Source organism: Rhodococcus globerulus NBRC 14531 (assembly GCF_001894805.1).
Taxonomy (GTDB): domain Bacteria; phylum Actinomycetota; class Actinomycetes; order Mycobacteriales; family Mycobacteriaceae; genus Rhodococcus_F; species Rhodococcus_F globerula.
The window spans coordinates 1,637,390-1,660,081 of sequence record NZ_BCWX01000001.1; the positions used below are offsets into that span (position 1 = coordinate 1,637,390).

The 22,692-nt window shown below is 62.2% G+C and carries 21 protein-coding genes; 11 read left to right on the forward strand and 10 right to left on the reverse strand.

Translation table 11 applies throughout. From position 1 onward, the window contains the following. Positions 1–35 precede the first annotated feature (35 nt). From RG2_RS07375 to RG2_RS07385, 3 genes are all read left to right on the forward strand, one after another. Positions 36–224 carry a DUF1918 domain-containing protein gene (locus tag RG2_RS07375; protein WP_033230977.1) on the forward strand — a complete coding sequence of 63 codons (189 nt, stop codon included), beginning with the start codon at positions 36–38 and terminating at the stop codon, positions 222–224. Positions 225–302: 78 nt separating this feature from the next. Further along, positions 303–932, forward strand: coding sequence for a TetR/AcrR family transcriptional regulator (locus RG2_RS07380; RefSeq protein WP_033230976.1), 630 nt, complete (start codon positions 303–305; stop codon positions 930–932). A 56-nt stretch (positions 933–988) separates the two neighbouring features. Continuing rightward, positions 989–1,342, forward strand: coding sequence for a PLD nuclease N-terminal domain-containing protein (locus RG2_RS07385; protein ID WP_033230975.1), 354 nt, complete (start codon positions 989–991; stop codon positions 1,340–1,342). 34 nt (positions 1,343–1,376) lie between these two features. Here RG2_RS07385 and RG2_RS07390 read toward each other — a convergent pair whose 3' ends face one another. Next, positions 1,377–1,970, reverse strand: coding sequence for a TetR/AcrR family transcriptional regulator (locus tag RG2_RS07390; RefSeq protein ID WP_033231433.1), 594 nt, complete (start codon positions 1,968–1,970; stop codon positions 1,377–1,379). Between the two features lie 55 nt (positions 1,971–2,025). Between RG2_RS07390 and RG2_RS07395 the strand changes: the two genes are divergently transcribed. Continuing rightward, positions 2,026–2,454, forward strand: a complete 429-nt coding sequence (locus RG2_RS07395; protein ID WP_230589952.1) for a PaaI family thioesterase — start codon at positions 2,026–2,028, stop codon at positions 2,452–2,454. Between the two features lie 8 nt (positions 2,455–2,462). Here the strand turns inward: RG2_RS07395 and RG2_RS07400 are convergent, their stop codons facing one another. The 5 genes from RG2_RS07400 to RG2_RS07420 form a co-directional block, all read right to left on the reverse strand. After that, positions 2,463–3,386 carry an NADP-dependent oxidoreductase gene (locus RG2_RS07400; protein ID WP_033230974.1) on the reverse strand — a complete coding sequence of 308 codons (924 nt, stop codon included), beginning with the start codon at positions 3,384–3,386 and terminating at the stop codon, positions 2,463–2,465. 79 nt (positions 3,387–3,465) lie between these two features. After that, a complete protein-coding gene (locus tag RG2_RS07405; RefSeq protein WP_033230973.1) occupies positions 3,466–4,278 on the reverse strand; it encodes a mycofactocin-coupled SDR family oxidoreductase in 813 nt (270 codons plus the stop codon). 111 nt (positions 4,279–4,389) lie between these two features. Then, entirely contained in the window at positions 4,390–6,744 is a 2,355-nt protein-coding gene (gene treY / locus RG2_RS07410) for a malto-oligosyltrehalose synthase (RefSeq protein ID WP_033230972.1), read from the reverse strand. 10 nt (positions 6,745–6,754) lie between these two features. Further along, positions 6,755–9,109, reverse strand: coding sequence for a glycogen debranching protein GlgX (gene glgX, locus RG2_RS07415; RefSeq protein WP_033230971.1), 2,355 nt, complete (start codon positions 9,107–9,109; stop codon positions 6,755–6,757). Positions 9,110–9,170: 61 nt separating this feature from the next. Continuing rightward, the gene (locus RG2_RS07420) at positions 9,171–10,457 is read right to left on the reverse strand and encodes an adenosylmethionine--8-amino-7-oxononanoate transaminase (protein WP_033230970.1); all 1,287 of its coding nucleotides are present in this window, start codon (positions 10,455–10,457) and stop codon (positions 9,171–9,173) included. Positions 10,458–10,495: 38 nt separating this feature from the next. Here RG2_RS07420 and RG2_RS07425 point away from each other — a divergent pair, with 38 nt between their 5' ends. Together RG2_RS07425 and bioD are read left to right on the forward strand one after the other, a co-directional pair. Beyond that, positions 10,496–11,641, forward strand: a complete 1,146-nt coding sequence (locus tag RG2_RS07425; RefSeq protein ID WP_033230969.1) for an 8-amino-7-oxononanoate synthase — start codon at positions 10,496–10,498, stop codon at positions 11,639–11,641. After that, positions 11,638–12,354 carry a dethiobiotin synthase gene (gene bioD / locus RG2_RS07430; RefSeq protein WP_033230968.1) on the forward strand — a complete coding sequence of 239 codons (717 nt, stop codon included), beginning with the start codon at positions 11,638–11,640 and terminating at the stop codon, positions 12,352–12,354. The genes RG2_RS07425 and bioD overlap by 4 nt, the downstream gene beginning before the upstream one ends. On the opposite strand, the gene RG2_RS07435 is transcribed toward bioD, so the two are convergent. Continuing rightward, a complete protein-coding gene (locus RG2_RS07435) occupies positions 12,310–13,116 on the reverse strand; it encodes a FadR/GntR family transcriptional regulator (RefSeq protein ID WP_033230967.1) in 807 nt (268 codons plus the stop codon). The two genes, bioD and RG2_RS07435, sit on opposite strands and share 45 nt — an antisense overlap. Before the next feature lie 95 nt (positions 13,117–13,211). Here RG2_RS07435 and RG2_RS07440 point away from each other — a divergent pair, with 95 nt between their 5' ends. From RG2_RS07440 to RG2_RS07460, 5 genes are read left to right on the forward strand one after another with little or no spacing between them, the layout of a single operon-like run. Next, positions 13,212–14,387, forward strand: coding sequence for an acyl-CoA dehydrogenase family protein (locus RG2_RS07440; protein ID WP_033230966.1), 1,176 nt, complete (start codon positions 13,212–13,214; stop codon positions 14,385–14,387). Continuing rightward, a complete protein-coding gene (locus tag RG2_RS07445) occupies positions 14,384–15,391 on the forward strand; it encodes an acyl-CoA dehydrogenase family protein (protein ID WP_051730191.1) in 1,008 nt (335 codons plus the stop codon). The genes RG2_RS07440 and RG2_RS07445 overlap by 4 nt, the downstream gene beginning before the upstream one ends. After that, the gene (locus RG2_RS07450; RefSeq protein WP_033230965.1) at positions 15,388–16,170 is read left to right on the forward strand and encodes an enoyl-CoA hydratase/isomerase family protein; all 783 of its coding nucleotides are present in this window, start codon (positions 15,388–15,390) and stop codon (positions 16,168–16,170) included. The genes RG2_RS07445 and RG2_RS07450 overlap by 4 nt, the downstream gene beginning before the upstream one ends. Beyond that, positions 16,167–17,345 carry an acyl-CoA dehydrogenase family protein gene (locus RG2_RS07455; RefSeq protein WP_033230964.1) on the forward strand — a complete coding sequence of 393 codons (1,179 nt, stop codon included), beginning with the start codon at positions 16,167–16,169 and terminating at the stop codon, positions 17,343–17,345. The genes RG2_RS07450 and RG2_RS07455 overlap by 4 nt, the downstream gene beginning before the upstream one ends. After that, positions 17,345–18,442: an acyl-CoA dehydrogenase family protein gene (locus RG2_RS07460; RefSeq protein WP_033230963.1), complete on the forward strand. Its 1,098-nt coding sequence runs from the start codon at positions 17,345–17,347 to the stop codon at positions 18,440–18,442. The genes RG2_RS07455 and RG2_RS07460 overlap by 1 nt, the downstream gene beginning before the upstream one ends. Before the next feature lie 57 nt (positions 18,443–18,499). Here the strand turns inward: RG2_RS07460 and RG2_RS07465 are convergent, their stop codons facing one another. From RG2_RS07465 to acuI, 3 genes are read right to left on the reverse strand one after another with little or no spacing between them, the layout of a single operon-like run. Then, positions 18,500–20,200, reverse strand: coding sequence for a class I adenylate-forming enzyme family protein (locus RG2_RS07465; RefSeq protein ID WP_230589951.1), 1,701 nt, complete (start codon positions 20,198–20,200; stop codon positions 18,500–18,502). 28 nt (positions 20,201–20,228) lie between these two features. After that, positions 20,229–21,428 carry an FAS1-like dehydratase domain-containing protein gene (locus RG2_RS07470; RefSeq protein WP_033230962.1) on the reverse strand — a complete coding sequence of 400 codons (1,200 nt, stop codon included), beginning with the start codon at positions 21,426–21,428 and terminating at the stop codon, positions 20,229–20,231. A gap of 16 nt (positions 21,429–21,444) precedes the next feature. Then, on the reverse strand, positions 21,445–22,428 hold the full coding sequence (gene acuI, locus RG2_RS07475; RefSeq protein WP_033230961.1) for an acrylyl-CoA reductase (NADPH): 984 nt from the start codon (positions 22,426–22,428) through the stop codon (positions 21,445–21,447). Positions 22,429–22,692 lie beyond the last annotated feature (264 nt).

A 22,692-nucleotide genomic window follows, 5' to 3' on the forward strand; every position in this document is an offset into this window, starting at 1 on the left:
GAATTCCGAGTACTCGTCTCGAGGGAGGAATTCACATGCATGCCCAGGTAGGTGATCGTCTACATGTGCAGGGTCGAGTGGTGGGTCAGCCCGAGACGTCGGCCGAGGTGATCGAGGTGCACGGCGAGAACGGCGCTCCGCCGTATCTAGTGCGCTATGACGACGGACATGAAGTTCTGGTGTTCCCGGGCAGTGATGGTTGGATCGATCATCCGAAAAAATAGATCATGACCTGCAATTATTTTATCTGCATCCGCACTGCATTCAATGCAGTTGGTGGAAAGGGCGGCTAGAGTTCTTCTGTGATCGAGAAGCGGCACTATCAATCGAAGGTTCGCGGCGACGCGGCCCGGCGCACGCGTGAATTGATCCGGGATGCCGGTGCTGCGCTCTTTGTCGACAAGGGCTACGTCAGCGCGACGGCCAAGGATATCGCCGACGCCGCGGGTGTCGCCCCTCGCACTGTCTTCACCGCATTTCCCGGGGGCAAGCTCGAGATCTTCGAGGCGGCATTCAGTCATGCGCTCGAAGCGGAGTCGGGCGACGACAGTGCGCCCGTGCGCCGTGACCACTCTGATCCCGACGACGTTCGGAGGTTGGTTGCGCAGATCGTGGAACAGAGCGTCGGTCTGCTCGAACGGGCCGGTCCACTCATGATGACGGCGGTCCAGTCGTCGGGCGCCGACGCCGATATGCGTCGACTGGCCGCGGAATCTTCGGAACAGTCCTTTGCCAATGCCACGTCGATCGCGGAAGGTCTCTCCGAACACGGACTGTTGCGCAATGACATTTCGGTGGACAAGGCGTCGGGCGTTCTCGCTGCCCTGGTCTCGCCGCACGTGCACCAGCAACTGCGGTCGATCGGAGGCTGGAATGTCAACGATTACCGCGAGTGGCTCGAATTCGCGATTCGGACGAATCTAATGTACTAATCGGTCTGTTCTAGCTAGCATGGCGGGAGTTTTTCGAATCTGGGAGGAAATCCAGCGTGCCTTACGCCTTGTTCGGACTCATCACGATGCTGTTGTGGATTTTCTGCATCGTGGACGCCATCACTCGCGACGACGCGTACATTCAGTACCTACCCAAGGTGGTCTGGATTCTGGTGATCATCTTCCTGCCGACGCTCGGGTCGGTGCTGTGGCTGATCGTCGGGCGCGGACATAACGCACCGGCGGGGTACGTCGGATCGACCGGGTACGGCGAATACGAGCGTCCCGGCCGGGCAGTTGCCACCGATCCGGCCGCGGACGAGGAATTCCTCCGACAGTGCCGTGCCCGCGCCGAGGAGCAGCGACGAATCGCGAAGCAGCAGCGTGACGGCGACGCCGGCCGGATATGAGCTACCGATAGCGCTCTCGTTTCCGGTGTCTCGCTCAGGGCACCTTCGCCGCGGCGATCGCGCCATCGAACAGGTCTGCCACCTCGCCGAGGGAGTCGAGAATCGGCTGCCCTGATTGTTCGACACGAGCCCGTACCAGTGAACCCTCGAGCGCCGATACAGCCAGTACCGCAAGCCGTTCCGCTCGAGTGTGTGCGACACCCGAGGCAATCAACGAGTCACTCAGTATCGATGACCACTGTCGGTAGACGGCCTGCCCGGCGGCGGTGACGCTCTCCGAATCGGGGGCAAGTTCCAACAGCACCGTCGTGATCGGCGAGCCTTCGTGGAAGTTCGAATCGCTCACCCATCCGACGAGTAACCGGGCGTACTCGCGCAGCAGCGACCCGGCGTCCGGGTTGTTGTCGGCGAGTTCGGTGAGGGTGTTGGCCACCAACTGCCCGCCGACACGGACGACCTCCGTGCCGATCTGCTCTTTGCCGCCGGGAAAGTAGTGGTAGAGCGAACCTTTCGGGGCTCCGCTCGACTTGAGGATCTCGTTGAGCCCGGTCGCCGCGTACCCCTGGCGGCGAAACAGATCGGCCGCTGCTCGAACAAGCGCTTCGCGGTGTTTCGGGGGAGTCGCCACGAGTTGGAGCTTAAACACCCCGGCGAGCCATCACAATCTATGTAGACTGGTCTACATGGAAAGTTCTGAGATTCTCGAGCAGTTGCGGGCGGTCAACGCGTCGGCAACATTCAACCGGTGGGCCGGATTCGAAGTCGCCGAGGCTGAACCGGGTCGCGTGAGTCTGCGACTCGAGTGGCGTGAGGATCTTGGGCAGTACGCTGGACATCTGCACGCTGCACTGGTTGCGGGGCTTATCGACACTGCGTGCGGATTTGCTGCTTTCACGCAAGTGGGCGTAGTGGCGGCGTCGAACTGCGCGGTCAATTTCGTGAGTCCAGGGGTCGGGACCGCATTTGTCGCCACGGCACGCTCGGTCAAGACCGGGCGCAAGCAGGTATTCGTCACCGCCGAGGTTCATGCCGAACGCGATGGCGAATCGGTGCTCGTCGCGTTCGGCACGACACTTTTGGTGCCACTTGCTCCGGGTTCCGAGGCGAAATAGGCCACACGTCAGGGAATCAGGATGAACTTCCCGGCAGGGTGGGAACTCTGGAGCTCGGTATGAGCCTGGGCGGCGTCGGCCAAGGGAAAAGTCTTGGCGATTTTCACGGTCAAGCGTCCGGCTCCGGCGAGTTCGACGAGTTCGCCCCGGGCCTTCAAGCGAGCTTCGGCACTCTGCGGATTGCCGCCACCGACGGCATTGAATCCGTCGGACTCTGCTCGCCCGAACGCCACGATCGTGACGATGCGGCGCTTATCGGCAACCAGCGCCAGGGAAACGTCGACAGCTTCGTCGGTGCCCGCGGTGTCGAATGCGGCGTCCACTGAACCCAGTTCCCGGACTCGGGCTTCGAGTCCGTCGCCGTAGAGCACCGGTGTCGCGCCCAATGATCGGACGTACTCCTGATTGGATGCGCCGGCGGTTCCGATCACCGTTGCACCGCGAGCGACGGCCAGCTGCACGGCAAGTGATCCGACACCACCGGATGCTCCGTGGATCAATACCGTGTCACCCTCGCTGACGCGGATCGTATCGAGTGCGTCGACAGCGGTCCCGCCAACCAGGAGAAGACCGGCTGCCTGCTCCCAACTGATCGAAGAAGGTTTTGGCGTGACCGATGACGAGGGAACCACAACCTGTTCGGAGTACAGGCCACTTCCCGGGCTGACGATCACTTCGTCGCCGACGGCAACTGTCGTGACATCGGGGCCGATCGCTGACACAACTCCGGCAGCCTCACCACCGAGGTGTATCGGCAGTTTGCTCGGATCGGTTCCCCACGCACCGCTGTAGAGCTTGCAGTCGAAGGGATTGACGCCGATTGCTTTGACGTCGACGCGTACTTCTGCGCGCGCCGGCGGCGGAACCTCCACGTCGATCAGCTTCAGAACGTCGGGGTTTCCGTATTTCTGCGCTACCACTGTTTTGGTCATGTTTGGCGCAACGGGCCTCGGTGGAACGATATTCCCGAGACCCGCTGCACCTCCACTGATTTTGTTCGGTGTGACTCGATCAGCGAAGCAAGGTTCCCAGGTCGAGCGGCATGGCAATTCCGGTGATGTGGTGCGCCTCGTCCGATCCCAGGAATGCGACCGCTGCGGCGATGTCTTCGGGCTGGCTGACCGGATCGGGCAGGGTCTGCATGAAGATCGGTCCGAGTGTGTGAGCGTGTTTCGCGATGAGGGGCTGCATATCCGTCATCTGCATCCCGGTGGCCACACCATGTGGGTGGATGGTGTTGACCCGAATGTTGTACTGCCCCAACTCCGACGCCATGGTCTTCGCGAGACCGGTGATGCCGTGTTTGCTGGCGACGTAGTGGCCGAGAAACGGAAGCCCGCGCAGGCCGGCCACGGAACTGGTGAAGATGATCGAGCCGCCGGTGCCCTGCTTGATCAGGTGCGGGATTGCGGCTTTCGCGGTGTAGAAGACGCCGGTGAGGTTGACGTCGAGCGTTTCCTTCCACTGCTCGGGCGTGATCTCCCAGGACATGTTCGCGGAACAGATTCCGGCATTGGCAACTACGACGTCGAGGCGGCCGAGTTCGGCGATACCGGAGTCGAGTGCGGCCGAGAGCGCGTCGAAGTCGCGGACATCGGTCTTGGTGGCGACGATTCGGCGGTCGAGTGCCTTGACCAGTTCGACGGTCTCGGCCAAGTCGTCTTCGGTTGCTCCGGTATATGAGGTGGAATCGAATTGGACGCACGCGTCGACGGCGATGATGTCGGCGCCTTCCTCGGCGAGCCGAACTGCTTCGGCGCGGCCCTGACCGCGAGCGGCTCCCGTGATGAATGCGACCTTGCCGGTGTAGCGACCTGTGGACATAGTGTGCAACCCTCTCGATGGTCCTGTAGTGCTGGTACCAAGAAAGTTAGCGTGGGAAAGTGTGTTGCAGGACACGTAACCCGCTCACCGGAATACACGGGCAGGCCCGGTTCACGGTGATTCGGTCTCGCGAATCAGTAGAGCAGTAGGACCGCCGCGGAAAATATCGCCGGCACGAGACGACTCGATGACGTTGCCGGTTGCATTGTCGGTCCAGCGGCCCTCCGGTAGCCCGATCACCGTGTCACCCCAGCCGTGATCTGCGAGGACCATCGAATGCCGGGTAGCTAGTGCAACGACGGCGGCCTTCCCACCTCGAGGACCGCGCGAGAATCCGACGACGTGCCCTGAGCTCTCACCGGATGCCAGAACCGGGAGATAGGTGCCGCCGACAAACCAGGAGGGGTACTCGCGTCGCAATGTCAGCGCGGTGCGAACTACATGGAGTTTTGCTGCGCCGGTCGCGTCGACGGAGGTTTCGGTGCTGTCAACTAGGGTGCGCCGGATGCCGAAGTCGATCAATCGACGGTTGTCCGGGTCCACCAGCGAATCTTCCCAGAGTTCGGTGCCCTGGTAGATGTCCGGGATTCCCGGTCCGCAGATCTGAAGTAGTTTCTGTCCCAACGAGTCAGACCACGCATGTCGGGCGATGCGGGAGACAAGTTGTGTGATCGATGCGGCGACCGGGCCGTCGATGACGTTGTCGATCCAGGTGTGGACTGCCGTCTCGAATGACGAATCCGGAGAATTCCACGAGGTCGCGAGCGCGGCCTCGCGACTTGCCTTCTCGGCGTACGCGTGCAGACGTGAGCGGAAGTCGGGGGCAGCCTCACCCACCGGCCACACGCCGACAATGTTCTGCCAGAGGAACAATCCGGTCATCGGTTCGGGGCTGGGTTCCACCTCTTCCCAGTCTTGCACCAGCCTCGACCACACTTCCGGCATCTGCGACAGGACGTTGATCCGGGCGCGAACGTCTTCGCCGCGTTTGGTGTCGTGGGTGGACAGAGAGGTCATCGCTGCGGGCCACAGTCGAGCCCGATCGGAATTGGCGAGGTGGAACTCGGCAACTGAAACGGAGAACGCGGCTGGATTGCCCCCGACTTCTTGCCGCGAGATCAATCGCGCAGTCCGATAGAACAACCGGTCCTCGACGGATTTTGCCATCACTGCGCCGCACACCTGCTGGAAGCGGACCGCCGCCTCGCCACCGCCGGACAATGCCTGCGCCAGGGCGTTGAAGGCTTCCTCGTGGCCAGGAGCAAGTTCGTGGATTCCGCCGACAATCCGAGCCGTCAGCCCGGCGAGGGGGCTGTAGTCGGAGCGGTACACCGGCATTCGTGCGATGACAACCACAACTGCGTCATTGAGCGCCTTGTCGCTGCATCGGGTTCCGGTTTCGCTGCGAATAGCCCGCACCAGGCGACGGATTTCAGGGGCGAGTTCACCGCGCGCCGTCTCACGTTTGAACTGACGTTCTGTGTGATGTAGCCAGGTGCTGTCGCCGTCGTTGCCGGTCAAGGCGCCGGACAGTTCGGAAAGCTCGTGCTCGCCGCTGGGATCGACAAATACTCCGCCCAGTTGGTTCAGAGCGTCGTACCCGGTGGTGCCGTCGACGGGAAGTAATGGATCGAGTGGTTCGCTGTGCCCGAGAATCTTCTCGATCACGATCCACTGATCCGGTCCCAGCAACGATCGAAGGCGTTCGAGGTATTCCACCGGATCGGCAAGTCCGTCGGGATGATCGATCCGAACCCCGTCGATCAGGCCCTCGTCGACCCACGATTTCAGTTCACGGTGGCAGAGTTCGAAAACCCGCGGATCTTCTTGGCGCAATGCCGCGAGTTCGTTGACGGCAAAAAATCTCCGGTAAGTGATGATTCCGGCGTCCCACGGAACAAGCTGGTACGACTGACGGGCGTGGATTTCCTGAGCCGATCCCGTGCCTGTTCCCGGGGCGATGGGGAACCGATGTTCGTAGAATGCGAGAAGCGGTGTCGCGGTGGCGTGATCGACGGTGAGGGAGTCGAGATCAGCGGGCTTTCCCAACACCGGGAGAGCTAGCTTTCCGTCCGCCCCGTTGTCCTTGTCCCAGTCGATGTCGAAGAAGTCTGCGTACGTAGATGCCCGCCCGTACGTGAGAACATCCCACCACCAAGCATTTTCGTGGGGTTTGGCCACTCCGACGTGATTGGGCACCAAATCGACGATCAGTCCCATGCCGCGTTCTCGGCACACGCCCGACAGCTTCACCAGTGCCTCTCGGCCACCGAGACCCTCAGCGACGGTGGTGGGGTCGGTGACGTCGTACCCGTGGGTCGATCCGGACGTCGCCGTCAGGACGGGGGAGAGGTAGAGATGTGAAACTCCCAGAGTGTCAAGGTAACCGACGATACCGGCCGCGTCGTGGAGCGTGAACGCGTCTGGTCGCAGTTGCAGGCGGTACGTGCTGGTGATCGGCGTCATCGTTGTCTCCTCAGGCCGTTCTGCGAAGGACCATCAATGCACGAGCGCGGACGCCCAAAACCGTTCCGGCTTCGATCACCACATCGCTTTCGCCGGTGGGCATCGAGGTGTCGAGTACCACCGTCCACTCCGCCGCATAGTCGGCATTGGGAGTGGAGAATTCCATGTCTTCGTAATGGGCGTTGAAACACAACAGGAATGAATCGCCCACTACGCGCTCGCCGCGGTAGTTCGGCTCGGGGATAGCTTCGCCGTTGAGGAACACGGCTAACGATTTACCGAAACCGCTGTCCCAATCCGCCGGTGTCATTTCCTCGCCGGCGGGAGTGAGCCACGCGATGTCACGGCTCTGATCACCACTGCGGATGGGCCGACCCTCGAAGAACCGTCGACGCCGGAACACGGGGTTCTTGGCGCGCAACGCGATAGCGCGTTTGGTGAACTCGACGAGGTCGGCGTTAGTCTCCGCCAGTGACCAGTCCATCCAGGACAGTTCGGAGTCCTGGCAGTAGACGTTGTTGTTACCCAACTGAGTTCGGCCCATCTCGTCGCCGTGTGCGAGCATCGGGGTGCCCTGGCTCAGCATCAGCGTGGCAAGAATGTTGCGACTTTGGCGCGCGCGGAGTTCGAGGATCTCGGGATCGTCGGTGGGGCCTTCGACGCCGCAGTTCCAGGACCGATTGTGTGATTCGCCGTCATTGTTGTTCTCGCCGTTGGCTTCGTTGTGCTTCTCGTTGTACGAGACGAGGTCGTGGAGAGTGAAACCGTCGTGAGCGATGACAAAATTGATGCTGGCGCCGGGACGCCGACCGGTGGCCTCGTACAGATCGGACGATCCGGTGAGCCTAGACGCGAATTCGCCGAGTGTTGCCGGTTCGCCGCGCCAGTAGTCACGAACCGTGTCGCGGTATTTGCCGTTCCATTCGGTCCACAGTCCGGGGAAGTTGCCGACCTGGTAGCCGCCTTCTCCGATGTCCCACGGCTCGGCAATCAGCTTGACCTGACTGACAACCGGATCTTGTTGCACCAGATCGAAGAACGCGGACAGTCGGTCGACGTCGTGCAGTTCGCGGGCCAGTGTGGACGCGAGGTCGAAACGGAATCCGTCGACGTGCATTTCGGTGACCCAGTAACGCAGCGAGTCCATGATGAGTTGCAACGTGTGCGGATGACGGGCATTGAGGCTGTTGCCCGTTCCGGTGTAGTCCATGTAGTGCGCTTCGTCGCCGTCGACCAGGCGGTAGTAGGCGGCGTTGTCGATTCCGCGGAAGCTGATGGTCGGCCCCATGTGGTTTCCCTCGGCAGTGTGGTTGTACACGACATCGAGGATTACCTCGATGCCGGCCTGATGGAAACTGCGCACCATCGCCTTGAACTCTGCCACTGCAGCATCGGGTTTGGCGGCCGACGAGTAGTCGGTGTGCGGCGCAAGGAATCCGAAGGTGTTGTATCCCCAGTAGTTTCGCAGTCCCTGGTCGAGGAGAACCTGATCGTGCATGAATTGGTGCACCGGCATCAGTTCGATGGCGGTAACTCCGAGGTTGGTCAGGTGGTCGATGATCACCGGATGTGCCAGTCCGGCATAGGTTCCGCGCAGCTCCTCCGGAATTCCGGGGTGCGCGGCCGTCATGCCCTTGACGTGCGCCTCGTAGATCACGGTTTCGTGGTACGGGCGCCCGGGTGAGCGGTCCGACGCCCAGTCGAAGAACGGATTGATCACGACGGTAGACATCGTGTGACCGAGCGAATCATGCTGCGGGAAAGAGATAGTCGAGGGTTCGTCGACCAACTTGTCGTCTTCGATTACGGTGTCGCCGGTATCGACGGTGTCGTCTTCGGGTGTTTCTTCGGCCTGGGTTGCTTCGGCAACTGTTTCGTCGATGCCTGTTTCTTCGCCGGTAGGTTCTTCGGCAGCAGTTTCCTCGAGTTCGCCGGTGTCAGGAATCGTGTTGTCGTCGTTCGCTTCAGCCATGTCGGCCGCATCGATGTCGTAGGAGAACAGCGAACGATCGCCGTCGAAGTCGCCGGCAAAGGCCTTGCCGTACGGGTCGAGCAACAATTTGCTGGGGTCACAGCGCAGTCCGGCAGATGGATCGTACGGACCGTGCACCCGGTAGCCGTAGCGCTGACCGGGGGATACCGAGGGCAGATAGGCGTGCCAGACGTATCCGTCCACTTCGTCCATCCGGATTCGGGTTTCGGTTCCGTCCTTGGCGATCAGGCAGAGTTCGACGGCGTCGGCAACTTCGGAGAACAGGGAGAAGTTGGTCCCTGCGCCGTCGTACGTCGCGCCCAGAGGATATGCGCTGCCCGGCCACACGGCGATCGGTGTGCTGGCAGGTTTGTCTGTCGGCGACTGCTCCATGAACGAACCCTATCGCCCACGTCGGACACCCTCTTGTCGGACCGCTTTCCCTCCAACCCTGTCAGGCCTGGCTGCGGGCGACTTCGAGCATTGCGGCTGTGATCTGTTCCACCTCGTGGGCGGAGCAGAGATACGGCGGCATCGTGTACACGAGGTTGCGGAACGGGCGCAGCCACACACCTGATTTGACCGCGGCATCGGTGGCGCTGCGCATGTCGACCGGACGGTCGAGTTCGAGAACTCCGATACCGCCGAGAACTCTGATGTCCTTCACGCCTCGGATCGACTGTGCGTCCGCGAGTCCTCGATAGAGTCCCTCGGTCAGTCTCGTCACGTCGCGTCGCCAGTCCATCGCCAGCAGGAGTTCGGTGGACGCGACTGCGATTGCGCAGGCCAGTGGATTGCCCATGAACGTCGGCCCGTGCATCAGGCCGCCGCCCTCGCCTGCGGTGATGGCCTCGGCCATGTCGGTGGTGCACAAAGTGGCTGCCAGGCTCAAATATCCACCGGTCAGAGCTTTGCCGACGCACATGACGTCTGGGCTGACGCCGACGTGATCGGCGGCAAACAGTTCACCGGTTCGGCCGAAACCTGTCGCGATTTCGTCGAAGACCAGAAGGACGTTGTACTTGTCGCAGAGCGCTCGAAGGTCGACCAAGTAGGCGGGGTCGTGGAATCGCATGCCGCCTGCGCCCTGAACAACAGGTTCGACGATGACCGCAGCCAGTTCGTGGTGATGCGCCGCGAGCAATCCGTCGAGATGCCGGACGTACTCGGGGTGATACTCGGTTGGCGGTGCGTCCGCAAAAACCTGAGCGCGGAGAACGTCGGTCCAGAGGGAGTGCATGCCGCCGTCGGGGTCACAGACGCTCATCGGGGTGAACGTATCGCCGTGGTATCCACCGCGCCACGTCATCAGGCGATTCTTCGACGGTTTTCCGAGACTGCGCCAGTACTGCAGACACATCTTGACGGCAACTTCGACGGCGACGGAACCGGAGTCCGAGAGAAAGACCTTCTCGAGCCCCGCCGGGGTGATATCCACGAGGAGTTTTGCGAGTGTGGCCGCGGGTTCATGGGTGAGTCCGCCGAACATGACGTGACTCATCTTGCCGAGTTGGGATACCGCGGCGGCGTCGAGAACCGGATTGCGGTAGCCGTGGATCGCAGCCCACCACGAACTCATGCCGTCGACGAGTTGGGTGCCGTCCGACAACGTCAAGGTGGCGCCATGTGCGCTGTCGACGACCAGTGGTTCGGTTGTTGCCGGAAACGCTCCGTACGGATGCCAGAGGTGCGCGGCGTCGATCGCGGAGACGGTGGCTGATTCCTGTCCGAGTGTGTGCACACCTGCACCATAGCGACATGCTTGAACGGCGTTCAAGTATGGTCGGAAATGTGACTACCTCGTTGAACTGGCTCACTGCCGTCGAAACGGAACGCCGCGCCGCCGGATTGCGCCGTGATGTGCGCCCGCGAACTGCCGACTCGCCGCTGATCGACCTCGCGTCCAATGACTACCTCGGATTGGTGCGCCATCCCGAGGTGATTGCCGGCGCCATGGCCGCACTGGAGAAGTGGGGTGCCGGGGCCACGGGTTCGCGACTCGTGACGGGAACCACGACCGAACACGAATTACTCGAACTCGAGCTCGCAGAGTTTGTCGGGTCCGATTCCGCCTTGGTCTTCTCGTCGGGCTACACCGCCAATCTCGGTGCGGTCACGGCATTGTCAGGGCCGGGGTCGTTGATCATTTCCGACGCCGGTTCGCATGCGTCGTTGGTCGACGCGTGTCGTCTCTCGCGGGCGAGGGTGGTGGTTGCTCCGCATTCCGACATCGACTTCGTCGCGGCGCAGCTCGAGTCACGAACCGAGGAGCGCGCCCTGGTGGTCACCGATTCGGTGTTCAGCGCCGACGGCGATCTGGCCCCGCTTCGCGCGTTGCACGGCATCTGCCGCGAAAACGGCGCGTTGTTGCTGGTCGACGAGGCCCACGGTATCGGTGTCCGGGGGAGCGGTGGGCGCGGTCTGGTGCACGAAGTCGGTCTTGCCGGTGAACCGGACGTAGTGGTGACTGCAACGTTGTCCAAGTCCCTCGCAAGTCAGGGTGGGGTTGTCTTGGGGCACAGTAAGGTTCGCGCACATTTGATCGATTCGGCACGAACGTTCATCTTCGACACGGGGCTGGCGCCCGCAGCAGTGGGTGCGGCACGGGCAGCGCTGACGGTTCTTCGTCGGGAGCCGTCGCGCGCGAAGGACGTATTGGATCGTGCGTCGGAGCTGGCCGCGATCACCGGCGTCGGAACGCCTGAATCTGCCGTCGTGTCAGTTGTTCTCGGTGATCCGCAACGGGCGTACGACGCGGCCGCCGAGTGTCGTCGGCAGGGGTTGCACGTCGGTTGTTTCCGGCCGCCGTCGGTTCCCGAAGGAACGTCGCGTCTGCGACTCACCGCTCGCGCTTCCCTGTCGCGAGCCGAGATGGACCAGATCGGTCAGATTCTCGGAAATGTCCTGGCGGAGGCCGCGGTATGAGCATTCTCGTGGTGACGGGGACGTCGACGGACGTCGGAAAGACCGTGGTGACGGCGGCATTGGCGTCGTTGGCGCTGCAGTCTGGGCGCTCGGTTGCTGTCCTCAAGCCGGCGCAGACCGGCGTCGGACTCGGTGAACCCGGGGATCTGGCCGAGATCGATCGTCTGACCGGCGGCGGCGTCACGCTGGCCGAATTGGCGCGGTATCCCGATCCGTTGGCGCCCGACACCGCCGCTCGGCGCAGCGGCCTTCCGATGCTCACGATGGGCGCGGTACTGGCCTGCGCGCGAGAGTTGGATGCCGCTCACGACCTGACGCTGATCGAAGGTGCCGGCGGAGTCCTGGTTCGCCTGGGTGCAGGCAACTTCACGGTGCGCGATGTCGCAGCGGAACTGGGGGCGCCTGCCGTCCTCGTTGCCGCTGCCGGGTTGGGAACGCTCAACCACTGCGCGCTCAGTGTGGAAGCGTTGGCACACAGGGATGTTCGGTGCTCCGGTCTGGTGATCGGGTCGTGGCCGGACGAACCAGGGCTGGCTGAGCAGTGCAACCGCGACGATCTTGTGTCGGTGACCGGTGTTCCGCTGCTCGGATCGCTGCCTGCTGGTAGCGGTTCATTGGAGTCGCGGGAGTTCGCTCGCGTTGCGTCGAGCGAACTTGGGTCAAGTTGTCTAGGTGAGTCGCGATCGCCTGTTGGAGTGGATTGCTTGCCGTGACATGGCAACCGAGGCATTGACGACGGTCTCACCGAAGCGCTCGAGAACAAGTGACTGGGTAGCCGCGAGGTGAACGCGCGCCAGGCGCTCCGCTTCGGCTGATCGTCCGGCTGCGATTTCTTCGACTATGCGGCGATGCGTGCGAACCGCTTCCTCCGCTTCGCCCTCTGACGGATACTCCCCACGAACGGTGAGTGCCTCCGCCCAGGCTTCTTCCTGCGCGGACCACAGGGCAACATAGCTACTCACCGCATAGCGAATGGTGGCATTCGGGGTGAAGGACACGACAAGATCGTGAAACTCGCGCGCCGCGTGAGTGAAGGCGACGCCGTCGCCGATCTTTCGCGCAGATGCGTCGATGGACGCGGTCAGTGCCGGTACTACGACGCGGTTGCGGTCCGCCCGCTTCGCACATTCGGATGCGCAGAGGGGTTCCAGCATCTGGAGGCCGGATGCGAGGTCGCGCAACGTGACTCGCGCGGCTTGAAGGGAGAGACCAAGGTGGTAGGCGGCCGAAACTTCGTCGGGGCGATGCACGTCGGCGCCGCCGACATTGCCGCGCCGTACCGTCACCAATCCCTCGGTCTCGAGTATGCGCAGTGCTTCCCGGATGGACGGGTAGCTGACACCGAAGTCTTTGACCAGCTGTTCCTGGGTGGCGAGTCGGTAGTTGTCGTCGGCGAGGATGTGGTCGCGAAGTTCGTCGGCAACTGTTTCTGCAATGCGGCGCTGCGGGACGCGGCCGCGCCCGCCGGTATTCACACGGGCACCTTTTTGCTCATGGGGTGAATCCTAGACGGAGAATCTCGCACCTCCAAGTATTGCTATCCTTATTAGGATTGAACTAATGTAATTCCATGGACTTCATGATGAGTGAGGCCGCGACGGCGTTCCGAGGTGAGCTGCGCCAGCTGGTGAAGGAGCACGTTCCCGAGGATTTCCGCGGGGCCTTCACAGATGACCCGGCTGATCTTGATGTGGCCCAGCGGTTCTGCCGCATTCTTGCCGACCGCGGACTGCTGTGCATGGCATGGCCCGAGGAGTTCGGCGGTCGCGGCGCCACGGTGTGGGAGCAAACGGTGGTTCGCGAGGAGATGTGGGCGCTTCACGAACCGCGCGGCGCGCAATACATGGGCGTCAACTGGGTGGGGCCCACCATCATGCGACACGGAACGCGCACGCAGCAGAGCCTGCACCTCCCACCGATTGCCCGAGGCGACGTCATCTGGTGCCAAGGATTCAGTGAGCCCGAAGCCGGTTCCGATCTGTCCTCGCTGCGTACTGCCGCACGCCGTGACGGCGATGGTTGGCTAATTTCCGGCCAGAAGATCTGGACGTCGTACGCCACGATGGCGCAGTGGTGCTTCCTACTTGCCCGGACGTCGACCGGTGAGCGCCGGCAGCAAGGCCTGACGGTATTTCTCGTCCCGATGTCCGACCCGGATATCGAGGTCAGGCCGATCCGCGCCATGCTCGGACCGCACCACCTCAACGAGGTGTTCTTCAACGATGTGCGGGTTACCGAAGAGAACGTGCTGGGTCAGGTGGACGAAGGCTGGAGCCTGGTTCAGGAAGTGCTTGCCTTCGAGCGCGTCGGCATCGCTCGCTACGCGCGCTGTGAACGGCTGTTGCACGACGCCGCAACGGTTCTCGGGGACAGCTGGGACAGTGTCCCGGAAGGATTGCGAAACCGGTGGGCGCGAATGCTGACTCATTGTCGGCGCGCTCGACTGCTCGCCTATCAAGTCGTCGCGTTGCAGAGCCAGGGAACAGTTCGCCCGGGCGACGCCGCCGCATACCGCATCGCTGTGACCACACTCGATCAGGACAGTGCCGAAGTGCTGACGGAACTCGCGGCCTTTGTACACTCGTCGGACAGTGCAGGGGGCGTGGTGGTGGATAACGCAGACGCGCAACGATTCTGCCGCGATGTCGAGGAACATTGGCGCTATTCGCAGGCCGCGACAGTGGCGTCGGGAAGCATCGAGATGCAACGAATTCTCCTTGCTCGGTCACTTCTGGCGGCCGCATGAAGCTTGAATTAAGTAACGAGGCAATCGAATACGGTCGAACGGCCCTACGTGCCTTCGAGTCTGCGGGTGGTGATCAACTGATTCAGCGGGGCGAGCGGGATCCGGCGCGTCGGGGAAGTGTTGTGGCACCGGTGTTGGCCGACCTCGGCGCGTGGGATCTCGATCCTCGCGGTGACAGGGACGAACTCGAAGCGGCGGCCGCACTGTGTCACAGTGCTGGCTACTGGGCTGTGCCGTATCCAGTGGCTGAGCGGCTGGCGAGGCCGGTTGACCTTGCCGTCGACGGGTTGATCGTTGTTGCCGATCGCGCCCCTGCCGGCCCGGTATCCGGCATCGATCTACGCTGGGCCGCAGTGACATTGGGCGGCCGTCGTAGCTCCGTTGTCGTCCGCCCGTCTCAGGACTCACCGCGCACAACAGCATTCGTCGCGCAGTTCGACACGAACTTCGTCGACGACAACGGAGCGAAGGATGTGGCGCTGGCGTTGCTGTTGCCCTGTTGGACGCTACTCGGGATGCTCGATCGGGCGATGGACCTGACCCGCGCACATGTGTTGCTGCGCGAGCAGTTCGGGCAACCGCTCGCGAAGCTGCAGAGTGTGCAGTTCCAACTCACCGATGCACAGGTGCAGCGCAGTGGCCTCGAGGTGCTCGCGAAGTACGCACTGTGGAGCGTCCAGACCGATAGCAGTGAGGCGCTCGACGACGCACTTGCGCTGCGGTTGGCCGCAATCGAAGCTGCCGAGATCGTGTTCCGCGTTGCACATCAATTGCACGGGGCGAGTGGCTTCTGCGACGAGACCACGCTGTCGTGGCTCTCGCGGTACAGCCTTCCACTGCGGCGGCTACCGCTCGGCTTGTCGGCGACGGGTAGCGCATTGACGCAGCGGATCGGCCGTCGCGGCCTTACCGGACTATTCAGTGACACAGCATCTATCAGTGACACAGCAGCTATCGGTGGTGCAGCGTCTATCGGTGGTGCAAGGGAAGTGGCAACACTGTGACCTACGACCTTCCTGAAGAGCTGACGGTCGAGTGTGACGGCCCGATTCGACTTGTCACGATAAATCGACCGGCCGAACGCAATGCCGTGAACAAACCTCTGCACTGGGCTCTGGCGAACGTGTGGCGACAGTTGGCCGCGGATCGTGAGGCGGCTGTGGTGATTCTGACCGGGGCCGGCAAAGCCTTCAGTGCTGGTGGCGATCTGGACTGGATCTCTTCGTTCCTCGACGATCCGGTTGCCCGGGACGAAAGCATCCGTGAGGGTGCAGAAGTCATCGACGAGATGCTGAGATTTCCGCTTCCCGTGATCGCCGCGGTCAACGGTCCGGCGGTAGGCCTCGGGTGCAGTGTGGCTGTCCTGTGTGACGTCGTACTGATGTCGGACACCGCTTATCTTGCCGATCCGCACGTTGCCGTCGGCCTGGTTGCAGGCGACGGCGGGGCTGCCTTCTGGCCGCTACTCACCCCGATCATGAGATCGCGAGAGTTCTTGTACACGGGTGATCGAATCCCCGCTGCTACGGCAGTCGAGTTGGGGCTTGCCAGTCGAACCTGCGCGCCCGAGGACTTGGTTGGGGAGGCGAGACGCCTTGCCGTGCGATTGGCGGCGCAGCCGCGCGAGGCATTGCAGGGGACTAAACGCATCGTCAACATGTACCTATCCCAGGCACTCGGTGGTCCCATGCAAGCCGGTTTTGCTGCGGAGGTTGCCACCATGAGCTCTCCCGAGCATCGGCAGCGTCTTGGCGCCATGCGATCGACGGCCGTGACCCGATGACGGTGCTCGCTCCTGGTGGCACGCTCGACGAATTTCGCGAGAACGTGCGGGACTGGTGCCGCACCCATGTGCCGACAGACTGGCGAGCCGAGCAGACCGGAGCGTCGGACGAGGAGTTCGTTCGGTTCCAGAAGGCATGGATGCAGGAACTCCGCACTGCTGGTCTGGCGGTGCCGCACTGGCCGCAGGAGTGGGGCGGAGGGATGTCCACCCCGCGGCAAATCGTCCTGTATCAAGAGCTTGCGGCCCATGACGCGCCGCGCCTCGTGCTGCCGTTCGTCTCGATCCATCATGCAGCGTCGACGCTGCTTGCGGCGGGGACGGACGAACAGCGGCGTCGTCATCTACCGGCGATCCTCGACGGCGAAATCTGGTGTCAGGGTTTCTCCGAACCGGGAGCAGGATCGGACATGGCGGCACTGAAGACGACAGCGCGACGGGACGGGGATGCCTACGTCGTCAAGGGACAAAAGCTGTGGGCGAGTGGCGCGATGTACGCGGACTGGTGCCTTCTCCTGGCTCGAACCGACCCGAACGCACCGAAGCGGCAGGGCATTTCGTACTTTCTGATGGATATGAAAACTCCAGGAATCGAGGTCCGGCCGATCCGGCAGGCCACCGGCGAGTCGCACTTCTGCGAGATATTTCTCGACGACGTTGTCATCCCGGCGTCGCAACTGGTCGGACGGCCCAACGAGGGATGGCAGGTTGCGCAGGAAACGCTTGGCGCCGAACGTGGGATGACTATGCTCGAGCTTGCAGAGCGCCTGGGCTCGAGCGGGTTTCGGTGGCTGGTGGAGTTGTGTTCGCGTCACCGCGGCGATGCTCTGGTGGCAGATGAACTGGCGTCACTCGAGATCGAACTGACGGGATTGCGCGCGCTGTGCGCAGACTTTGCCGGTAATCCCCGGCCTGGTCCGGCGGATGCATCCATTGTGAAGTTGCACTACAGCGAACTCCTGCAACGGATGACGGATTTCGGCGCCGACATCGCGGGCCTTTCCGCGCACACCGTGCTGCGCAAACCTTTGTCGAGTGGGTGGGAATCCGGTGCGTGGGTTCTGGACTTCATCGGCTCGTGGGAATGGACGATCCCCGGTGGAACCAGCGAAATCCAACGCACCATTATCGGCGAGCGCGGCCTCGGCCTCCCTCGCGAACCGAGAGGCCACTGATGTCGTCGTCGCTTGCAGAACTTGCCGAAGTACACGCAGAGCTGCGTGCAATGGTGCGTGAGATTCTGGCAAAGTCCGGTAGTGAGGCGGTGAACGGGGAGGTGGACTGGGGACTGATTGCTCGCTCCGGTGCAGTTGGTCTCGAGGTGCAGGCGGAATTCGACGGCGCCGACGCAACGTTCGGGGAGGTCGCGCTAGTCCTGCAGGAAATCGGTCGTACGGCTTCACGCACCCGATACGTGACTGTTGCGGCACTTGGCGTCGGCGCGCTCAATCTGCTGGAATCGCGGCCGGAACGAGATCGGCTGTTGTGCGATACCGCCGCCGGATACGCGGCTCCGATTGTTGTTCTCGGTGGTGAAACGTTGGGGGAGAGCACCTTCCGTATCGACCAGAATGCAGATGGTTACCAACTGAGCGGGCACGCGAGCTTTGTGCTCGATGCGAGCGCAGCGGACAGTTACCTTGTGCCTGCACGTGAGGCTGACGGGAACCTCGTTGTTGTCAACATCGACCCGCGGGCTGCCGGACTGACTGTGACGGAGCAGGAAGTTCTCGATGCCACGCGCAACTTCGGGTCCGTGACAGCCTCGTGCGTGGTCGTCGGCCCGGAATCGGTGTGGCGTGTGCGCGATGATGCGTCGAATGCTCTTACCCGACTGTGTGATCGGGCTGCGGTTGCAGTGGCGTGTGACAGCCTCGGGCTGAGCGAGGCCATGTTGGAGGCGACCGTCGACTATGTCGGAGTGCGTGAGCAGTTCGGACGTCGGATCGGTTCGTTTCAGGCCGTCAAACATGCGTGTGCGGACATGCTCGTTCAGGTGACGATTGCCAGGTCTCTGGTCGCGGCGGCGGTGCGTGCTTTAACCCAGGACACGTCGGACGCTTCCGTCGCGGCCGCGATGGCGAAGTCGTACGCGTGTTCTGCGGCAGTTGATATTGCCGGGAAGGCAATGCAACTCCACGGCGGCATGGGCTACACGTGGGAGAGCGGGATACACGTCTACCTCAAACGTGCGACGCTCAATCGTTCCCTGTTCGGGTCTCCGGCTGCGCACCGAACGCGGTTGGCTCAGAGGTATTTTCAGGAGTCGTAGATTTCGCTGGGTGTACCGGCTGATCAACCCGGTAGCTATCGATCAGCCGGTACACCTTCACGCCTTCAACAGTTGTGCAGCGCGCTCTCGAATTTCACTGGATTTGATTTTTGCACTGCCGGTGAGAGCGATTTGGTCCTCGTCGAAAAACAGCACATGACGCGGAACCTTGTAGCTGGCGAGGCGTTCTCGCAGGAAAGTGCGAATTTCTTCTTGATGCAGATCGGTGCCCTCGTGCGCAACGATGCAGGACACGACGACCTCGCCAAGCGTCTCGTGCGGAACACCAACAGTGCGGGTGACCTTCACTCCGGGATGGCTGACCAGAGCCTCGTCGACTTCGAGCGGTGAGACGTTTGCGCCACCGGTCTTGATGATGTCGGTGAGGCGGCCCTCCCAGAACAGCCGGCCGACATCGTCGAGATATCCGCCGTCGCCGGTGTGGAAGAAACCTTCGGCGTCGACGGTCTCGCTGAGTGGTGTGCCGATATACCCGAGCATCAGTGTCGGACCCTTGACACAAATTTCGCCGCGTTCGCCGATCGGGAGAACATCGCCGGTGAGCGCGTCGACAACCTTGACGGTTGTTCCGGGAAGCGGCTCACCGCTGCTGCCCCCCGTTACGTCGTCCGGCGTATTGGCCGGGAAACAAGTTGAAATGGTGAAGGTTTCGGTGTTTCCGTACGCATGGCCGGGTTCGAACCATGTGGCCGTGACGCTGGGGTGACGGGCTACCGGTGTGTTGAAATCGACGTACGACAAGCTACTCAAATCCGCGCCGGTCCAGTTGGGTGCGGATTCGAACTGTGCCCATTGGTGCGGCCACGCAAACGGAAAGTTGACTTGTTCCGACTCGATGAGCCCGATTGCCTCTGCTGCGTCGAACGTCGATTGCAGTACCAATGAGCCACCGCTCGCGAAGGTCGTGCCCAGCGCCATCGCAAAGTTGCCTGACCAGAAAAATCCGTTGGCCGACCAGCATCGGATGTTGTCCTCGGGGTTGAAACGATACATGCGCCGAAATCGCCACATCTGAATGCTGACACCACGATGTGCGCTGAGAATGCCTTTGGGTTTGCTTGTCGTCCCTGACGAGAAGAACAGCACAGCAGCATCACTCGGGCGCACAGCCGCCGCGATGGATTCGATCAACCCCCTCGATTGGTCGACGCCTCGCGAGCGGAATGTGTCCCACGTGTCGATCGCCCCGATTGCTTCTCCGTCGCCGACCATGGCCAGATGACGAAGAAAAGGGAATCGCGGCGACTGCACTGTGCCGGGAGCTGCAGTGCCGAACTGTGGTTCGAGCGTGGTCAGCACCTCCGCAAGGTCTTTACCGAGTACGGTGCGCTCGAACAGCAGAACCGAGACTGCAGAATTCTCCAGCAGGTAGTCCAGTTCCGCCGCTGTTGAGAACGTGCTGAGTGTGACCGCTACACCGCCGGCGAGGGCGGTGCCGAACACCGACGCGATCCACTCCGGACGGTTGGTCATCAAGACGCCCACCCGGCCGTCCTTGTCCAGACCGATACCCCGCAGAGCTTGGGCGACTTCGATTGCGCGCTCCCACAATTGTGCGTAGGACCAGCGGACGACACCGTCGTCGGAGCGCATGACCAGAGCTTCGCGATCGCCGTACATCTGCGTCACTTCCCGGAGGAATCCGGGAAGAGTCAGTGCGCCGAGGCCTGGTTCGTCGAGCAGTGGTACACCGTGCGCGATTGAAACAGCTGGTGCCGCATTCACATCGGTGGTCAAGGCTTGCCTCTTTCATGTCGAGGGAGAGTCAGGAGAACGGCAGTTCGACCTCGGCCGTGCAGGACACCAGAACGTCGCCGTCCTGATTGGTCAGACGCAGCTTGATCTGGACAAGCGGTACGCCCCAGGCTGATTGAGCTTCCTTGCCAACGACCTCGGCGTCGAAGTACGTCACGTCGCCCTCGAATGCAGGTGTGCGGAAGTCGGCCTTGGTATGGCGGACCATGCCGTTGTGACCTGCCCAGTTGGCGAGGAAGTCGGTGCACCAGGCGCCCATCGTCGCGCCGTAACCGTAGGCCCTGGCCATCCCGACTTCGCTGGCCTTGTCGCTGTCGATGTGGCCGCGAGACGGACCGACGTACAGGCCGTCGCGCTTGCGCGGGTCGATCTTGGCTCCTTCCTCGTCGTAACCGAAGCCCTCCACCCAGCCCGGATCCTGGTAGACCCAGGGATCTTCGACGCCGTCGGGTGCAACCCAGTGGAAGGTGCCCCAGATGTTGAAAAGGAATGCGCGGTACTCCGTGGTGAAGCTTGCGATACTGTGCGGGCCGATGACGCGTCGCTGCAGTGTGTCGCCGATCTCGACCTCGTCGAAGCGCGGTGAAACACCCATGCGGTTGGACATGAGCCATTCGTGGCGCAGGTTCTCGACCTCGATGAGTTCTGCGTTGGTCCACCGTTTGACGGCCCCGACATTGTTGTTGTACATGCCGCGCTTTGTTGCCTGGTCGGCCAGGTAACGGATGGCTGTCGACCGTTCGAGTGCAACCTTGGAGCCGTGCTGGTTGGTGTGGAGCGTGTCGCCGCGCGAGAACATCGTGGGACCGGCGAACTTCGTATCGGCAACCTTGTAATCGTGGAAGCGTCGTTCTTGGAACAACGTGTCGCCGGGACGCACCGGCGTTCCGTAGAACCACCATTCCTCGCCGCCGAAGATCAAGTGGCTGTTCGGAATGTGTCCGACGCACGCCGGCTGAGCTCCGTGCCCGTAGTCCAGACCTACTGCGATGGACTGCGGTGCGATCAGACCGCCGAACTTACTGGCACGGGCAAATTCCTCATCCCAGTGGATCGGGTTGGGGTTGTCCATCGCCATGACCCAACGCCGCACGTCGGTGGTGCTGCACGGATCCCACAGCTGCCCGCCGCCGACAGGTTGGCCTACACGGTGGTCTACATCGGACAGATCGAGTTCGACGGTTTCCGGTTCGGTTAACTTCGTATTCATCGTCTCTGGCTCCCGGCTATCGATTGACGTCGACGACGATGCGTCCACGCACCGTGCCGTCCATGAGTTTTCTTGCAGCAGTGATCGATTCGCCCAGTGCGATGTCGTGGGCGATTGACTCCAGTGCCTCGGCATCCAGATCACGAGCCAGGCGATCCCAGGTGGCCAGGCGACGAGACTTGGGTGCCATCACGCTGTCGACACCGAGCAGTGACACGCCGCGGAGAATGAACGGCGCAACCGAGCCAGGGAAATCCATCCCCTGAGCGAGGCCACAGGCTGCGACAGCACCGCCGTACCGGGTTTGCGCGCACGCGTTCGCGAGGGTGTGACTGCCCACCGAATCGACGACGCCCGCCCAGCGTTCCTTCTGCATCGGCTTGCCGGCACCGGAGAGTTCGGCGCGGTCGATTACCGTTGTTGCGCCAAGGCTTTGGAGGTATTCCGCTTCGTCGACCTTGCCGGTCGACGCAGCGACGGTGAAGCCTGCCTTTGCCAGTAGGGCGATCGCGACACTGCCCACTCCGCCGGATGCTCCGGTCACGAGTATCTCGCCCTGGTCGGGCGATACACCGAAGTCGACGAGAGCGTCGACGCACAGGCTGGCGGCATAGCCCGCAGTGCCGATAGCCATGGCGGCATGGGCGGTGAATGCCGCGGGAAGTGGTATCAACCAGTCGCCGTTCAGGCGCGCGCGCTGGGCGAGTCCGCCCCAGTGGGATTCGCCGACGCCCCAACCGTTGAGTACGACGCGATCGCCGGCTGCCCAGTCTGCGTGTGAACTCTCGGTGACTGTTCCGGCGAGGTCGATTCCGGGGACCATCGGGAACTTGCGCACTACTGGAGACGAACCGGTAATGGCCAGAGCGTCTTTGTAATTGAGAGTTGAATAGTCCACGTCGATGCTGACATTTCCGTCGGGTAGATCAGCTTCGTCGAGACTGGTGCAGGCGACGCTTTGTCCCGTGTCGTTCTTCTCGATGACTATTGCCGAAAACATCAGAAATGAATTCCTTCCTCAACCGGTTCGGAGCGCGTTCGCGTCCTGAAATCCGTGGGTGATGCACTGCAGATCGCGGTGTCCACCGTTAGCGGGGCCGAACTGCCGGGACTGTACTGCGCAGTAGCTGTCGTACAGGTCTTTTCGCACAGTACGTCAATCCTATCAATGATGGCAATACTTGACATTTACGCAGATCGGAATGTACTGACGGATGTCCTTGATTTGACAGCTCTAAAAGGGATAATTAGCGCAATTCGTCGG

Excerpts from the sequence above, each read along its gene's own strand:
- RG2_RS07375 (WP_033230977.1), top strand. The coding sequence starts at position 36 with ATGCATGCCCAGGTAGGTGATCGTCTACATGTGCAGGGTCGAGTGGTG.
- RG2_RS07395 (WP_230589952.1), top strand. The coding sequence starts at position 2,026 with ATGGAAAGTTCTGAGATTCTCGAGCAGTTGCGGGCGGTCAACGCGTCG.
- RG2_RS07400 (WP_033230974.1), bottom strand. The coding sequence starts at position 3,386 with ATGACCAAAACAGTGGTAGCGCAGAAATACGGAAACCCCGACGTTCTG.
- RG2_RS07405 (WP_033230973.1), bottom strand. The coding sequence starts at position 4,278 with ATGTCCACAGGTCGCTACACCGGCAAGGTCGCATTCATCACGGGAGCC.
- treY (WP_033230972.1), bottom strand. The coding sequence starts at position 6,744 with ATGACGCCGATCACCAGCACGTACCGCCTGCAACTGCGACCAGACGCG.
- glgX (WP_033230971.1), bottom strand. The coding sequence starts at position 9,109 with ATGGAGCAGTCGCCGACAGACAAACCTGCCAGCACACCGATCGCCGTG.
- RG2_RS07425 (WP_033230969.1), top strand. The coding sequence starts at position 10,496 with ATGGTCGGAAATGTGACTACCTCGTTGAACTGGCTCACTGCCGTCGAA.
- bioD (WP_033230968.1), top strand. The coding sequence starts at position 11,638 with ATGAGCATTCTCGTGGTGACGGGGACGTCGACGGACGTCGGAAAGACC.
- RG2_RS07440 (WP_033230966.1), top strand. The coding sequence starts at position 13,212 with ATGGACTTCATGATGAGTGAGGCCGCGACGGCGTTCCGAGGTGAGCTG.
- RG2_RS07445 (WP_051730191.1), top strand. The coding sequence starts at position 14,384 with ATGAAGCTTGAATTAAGTAACGAGGCAATCGAATACGGTCGAACGGCC.
- RG2_RS07455 (WP_033230964.1), top strand. The coding sequence starts at position 16,167 with ATGACGGTGCTCGCTCCTGGTGGCACGCTCGACGAATTTCGCGAGAAC.
- RG2_RS07460 (WP_033230963.1), top strand. The coding sequence starts at position 17,345 with ATGTCGTCGTCGCTTGCAGAACTTGCCGAAGTACACGCAGAGCTGCGT.
- RG2_RS07470 (WP_033230962.1), bottom strand. The coding sequence starts at position 21,428 with ATGAATACGAAGTTAACCGAACCGGAAACCGTCGAACTCGATCTGTCC.
- acuI (WP_033230961.1), bottom strand. The coding sequence starts at position 22,428 with ATGTTTTCGGCAATAGTCATCGAGAAGAACGACACGGGACAAAGCGTC.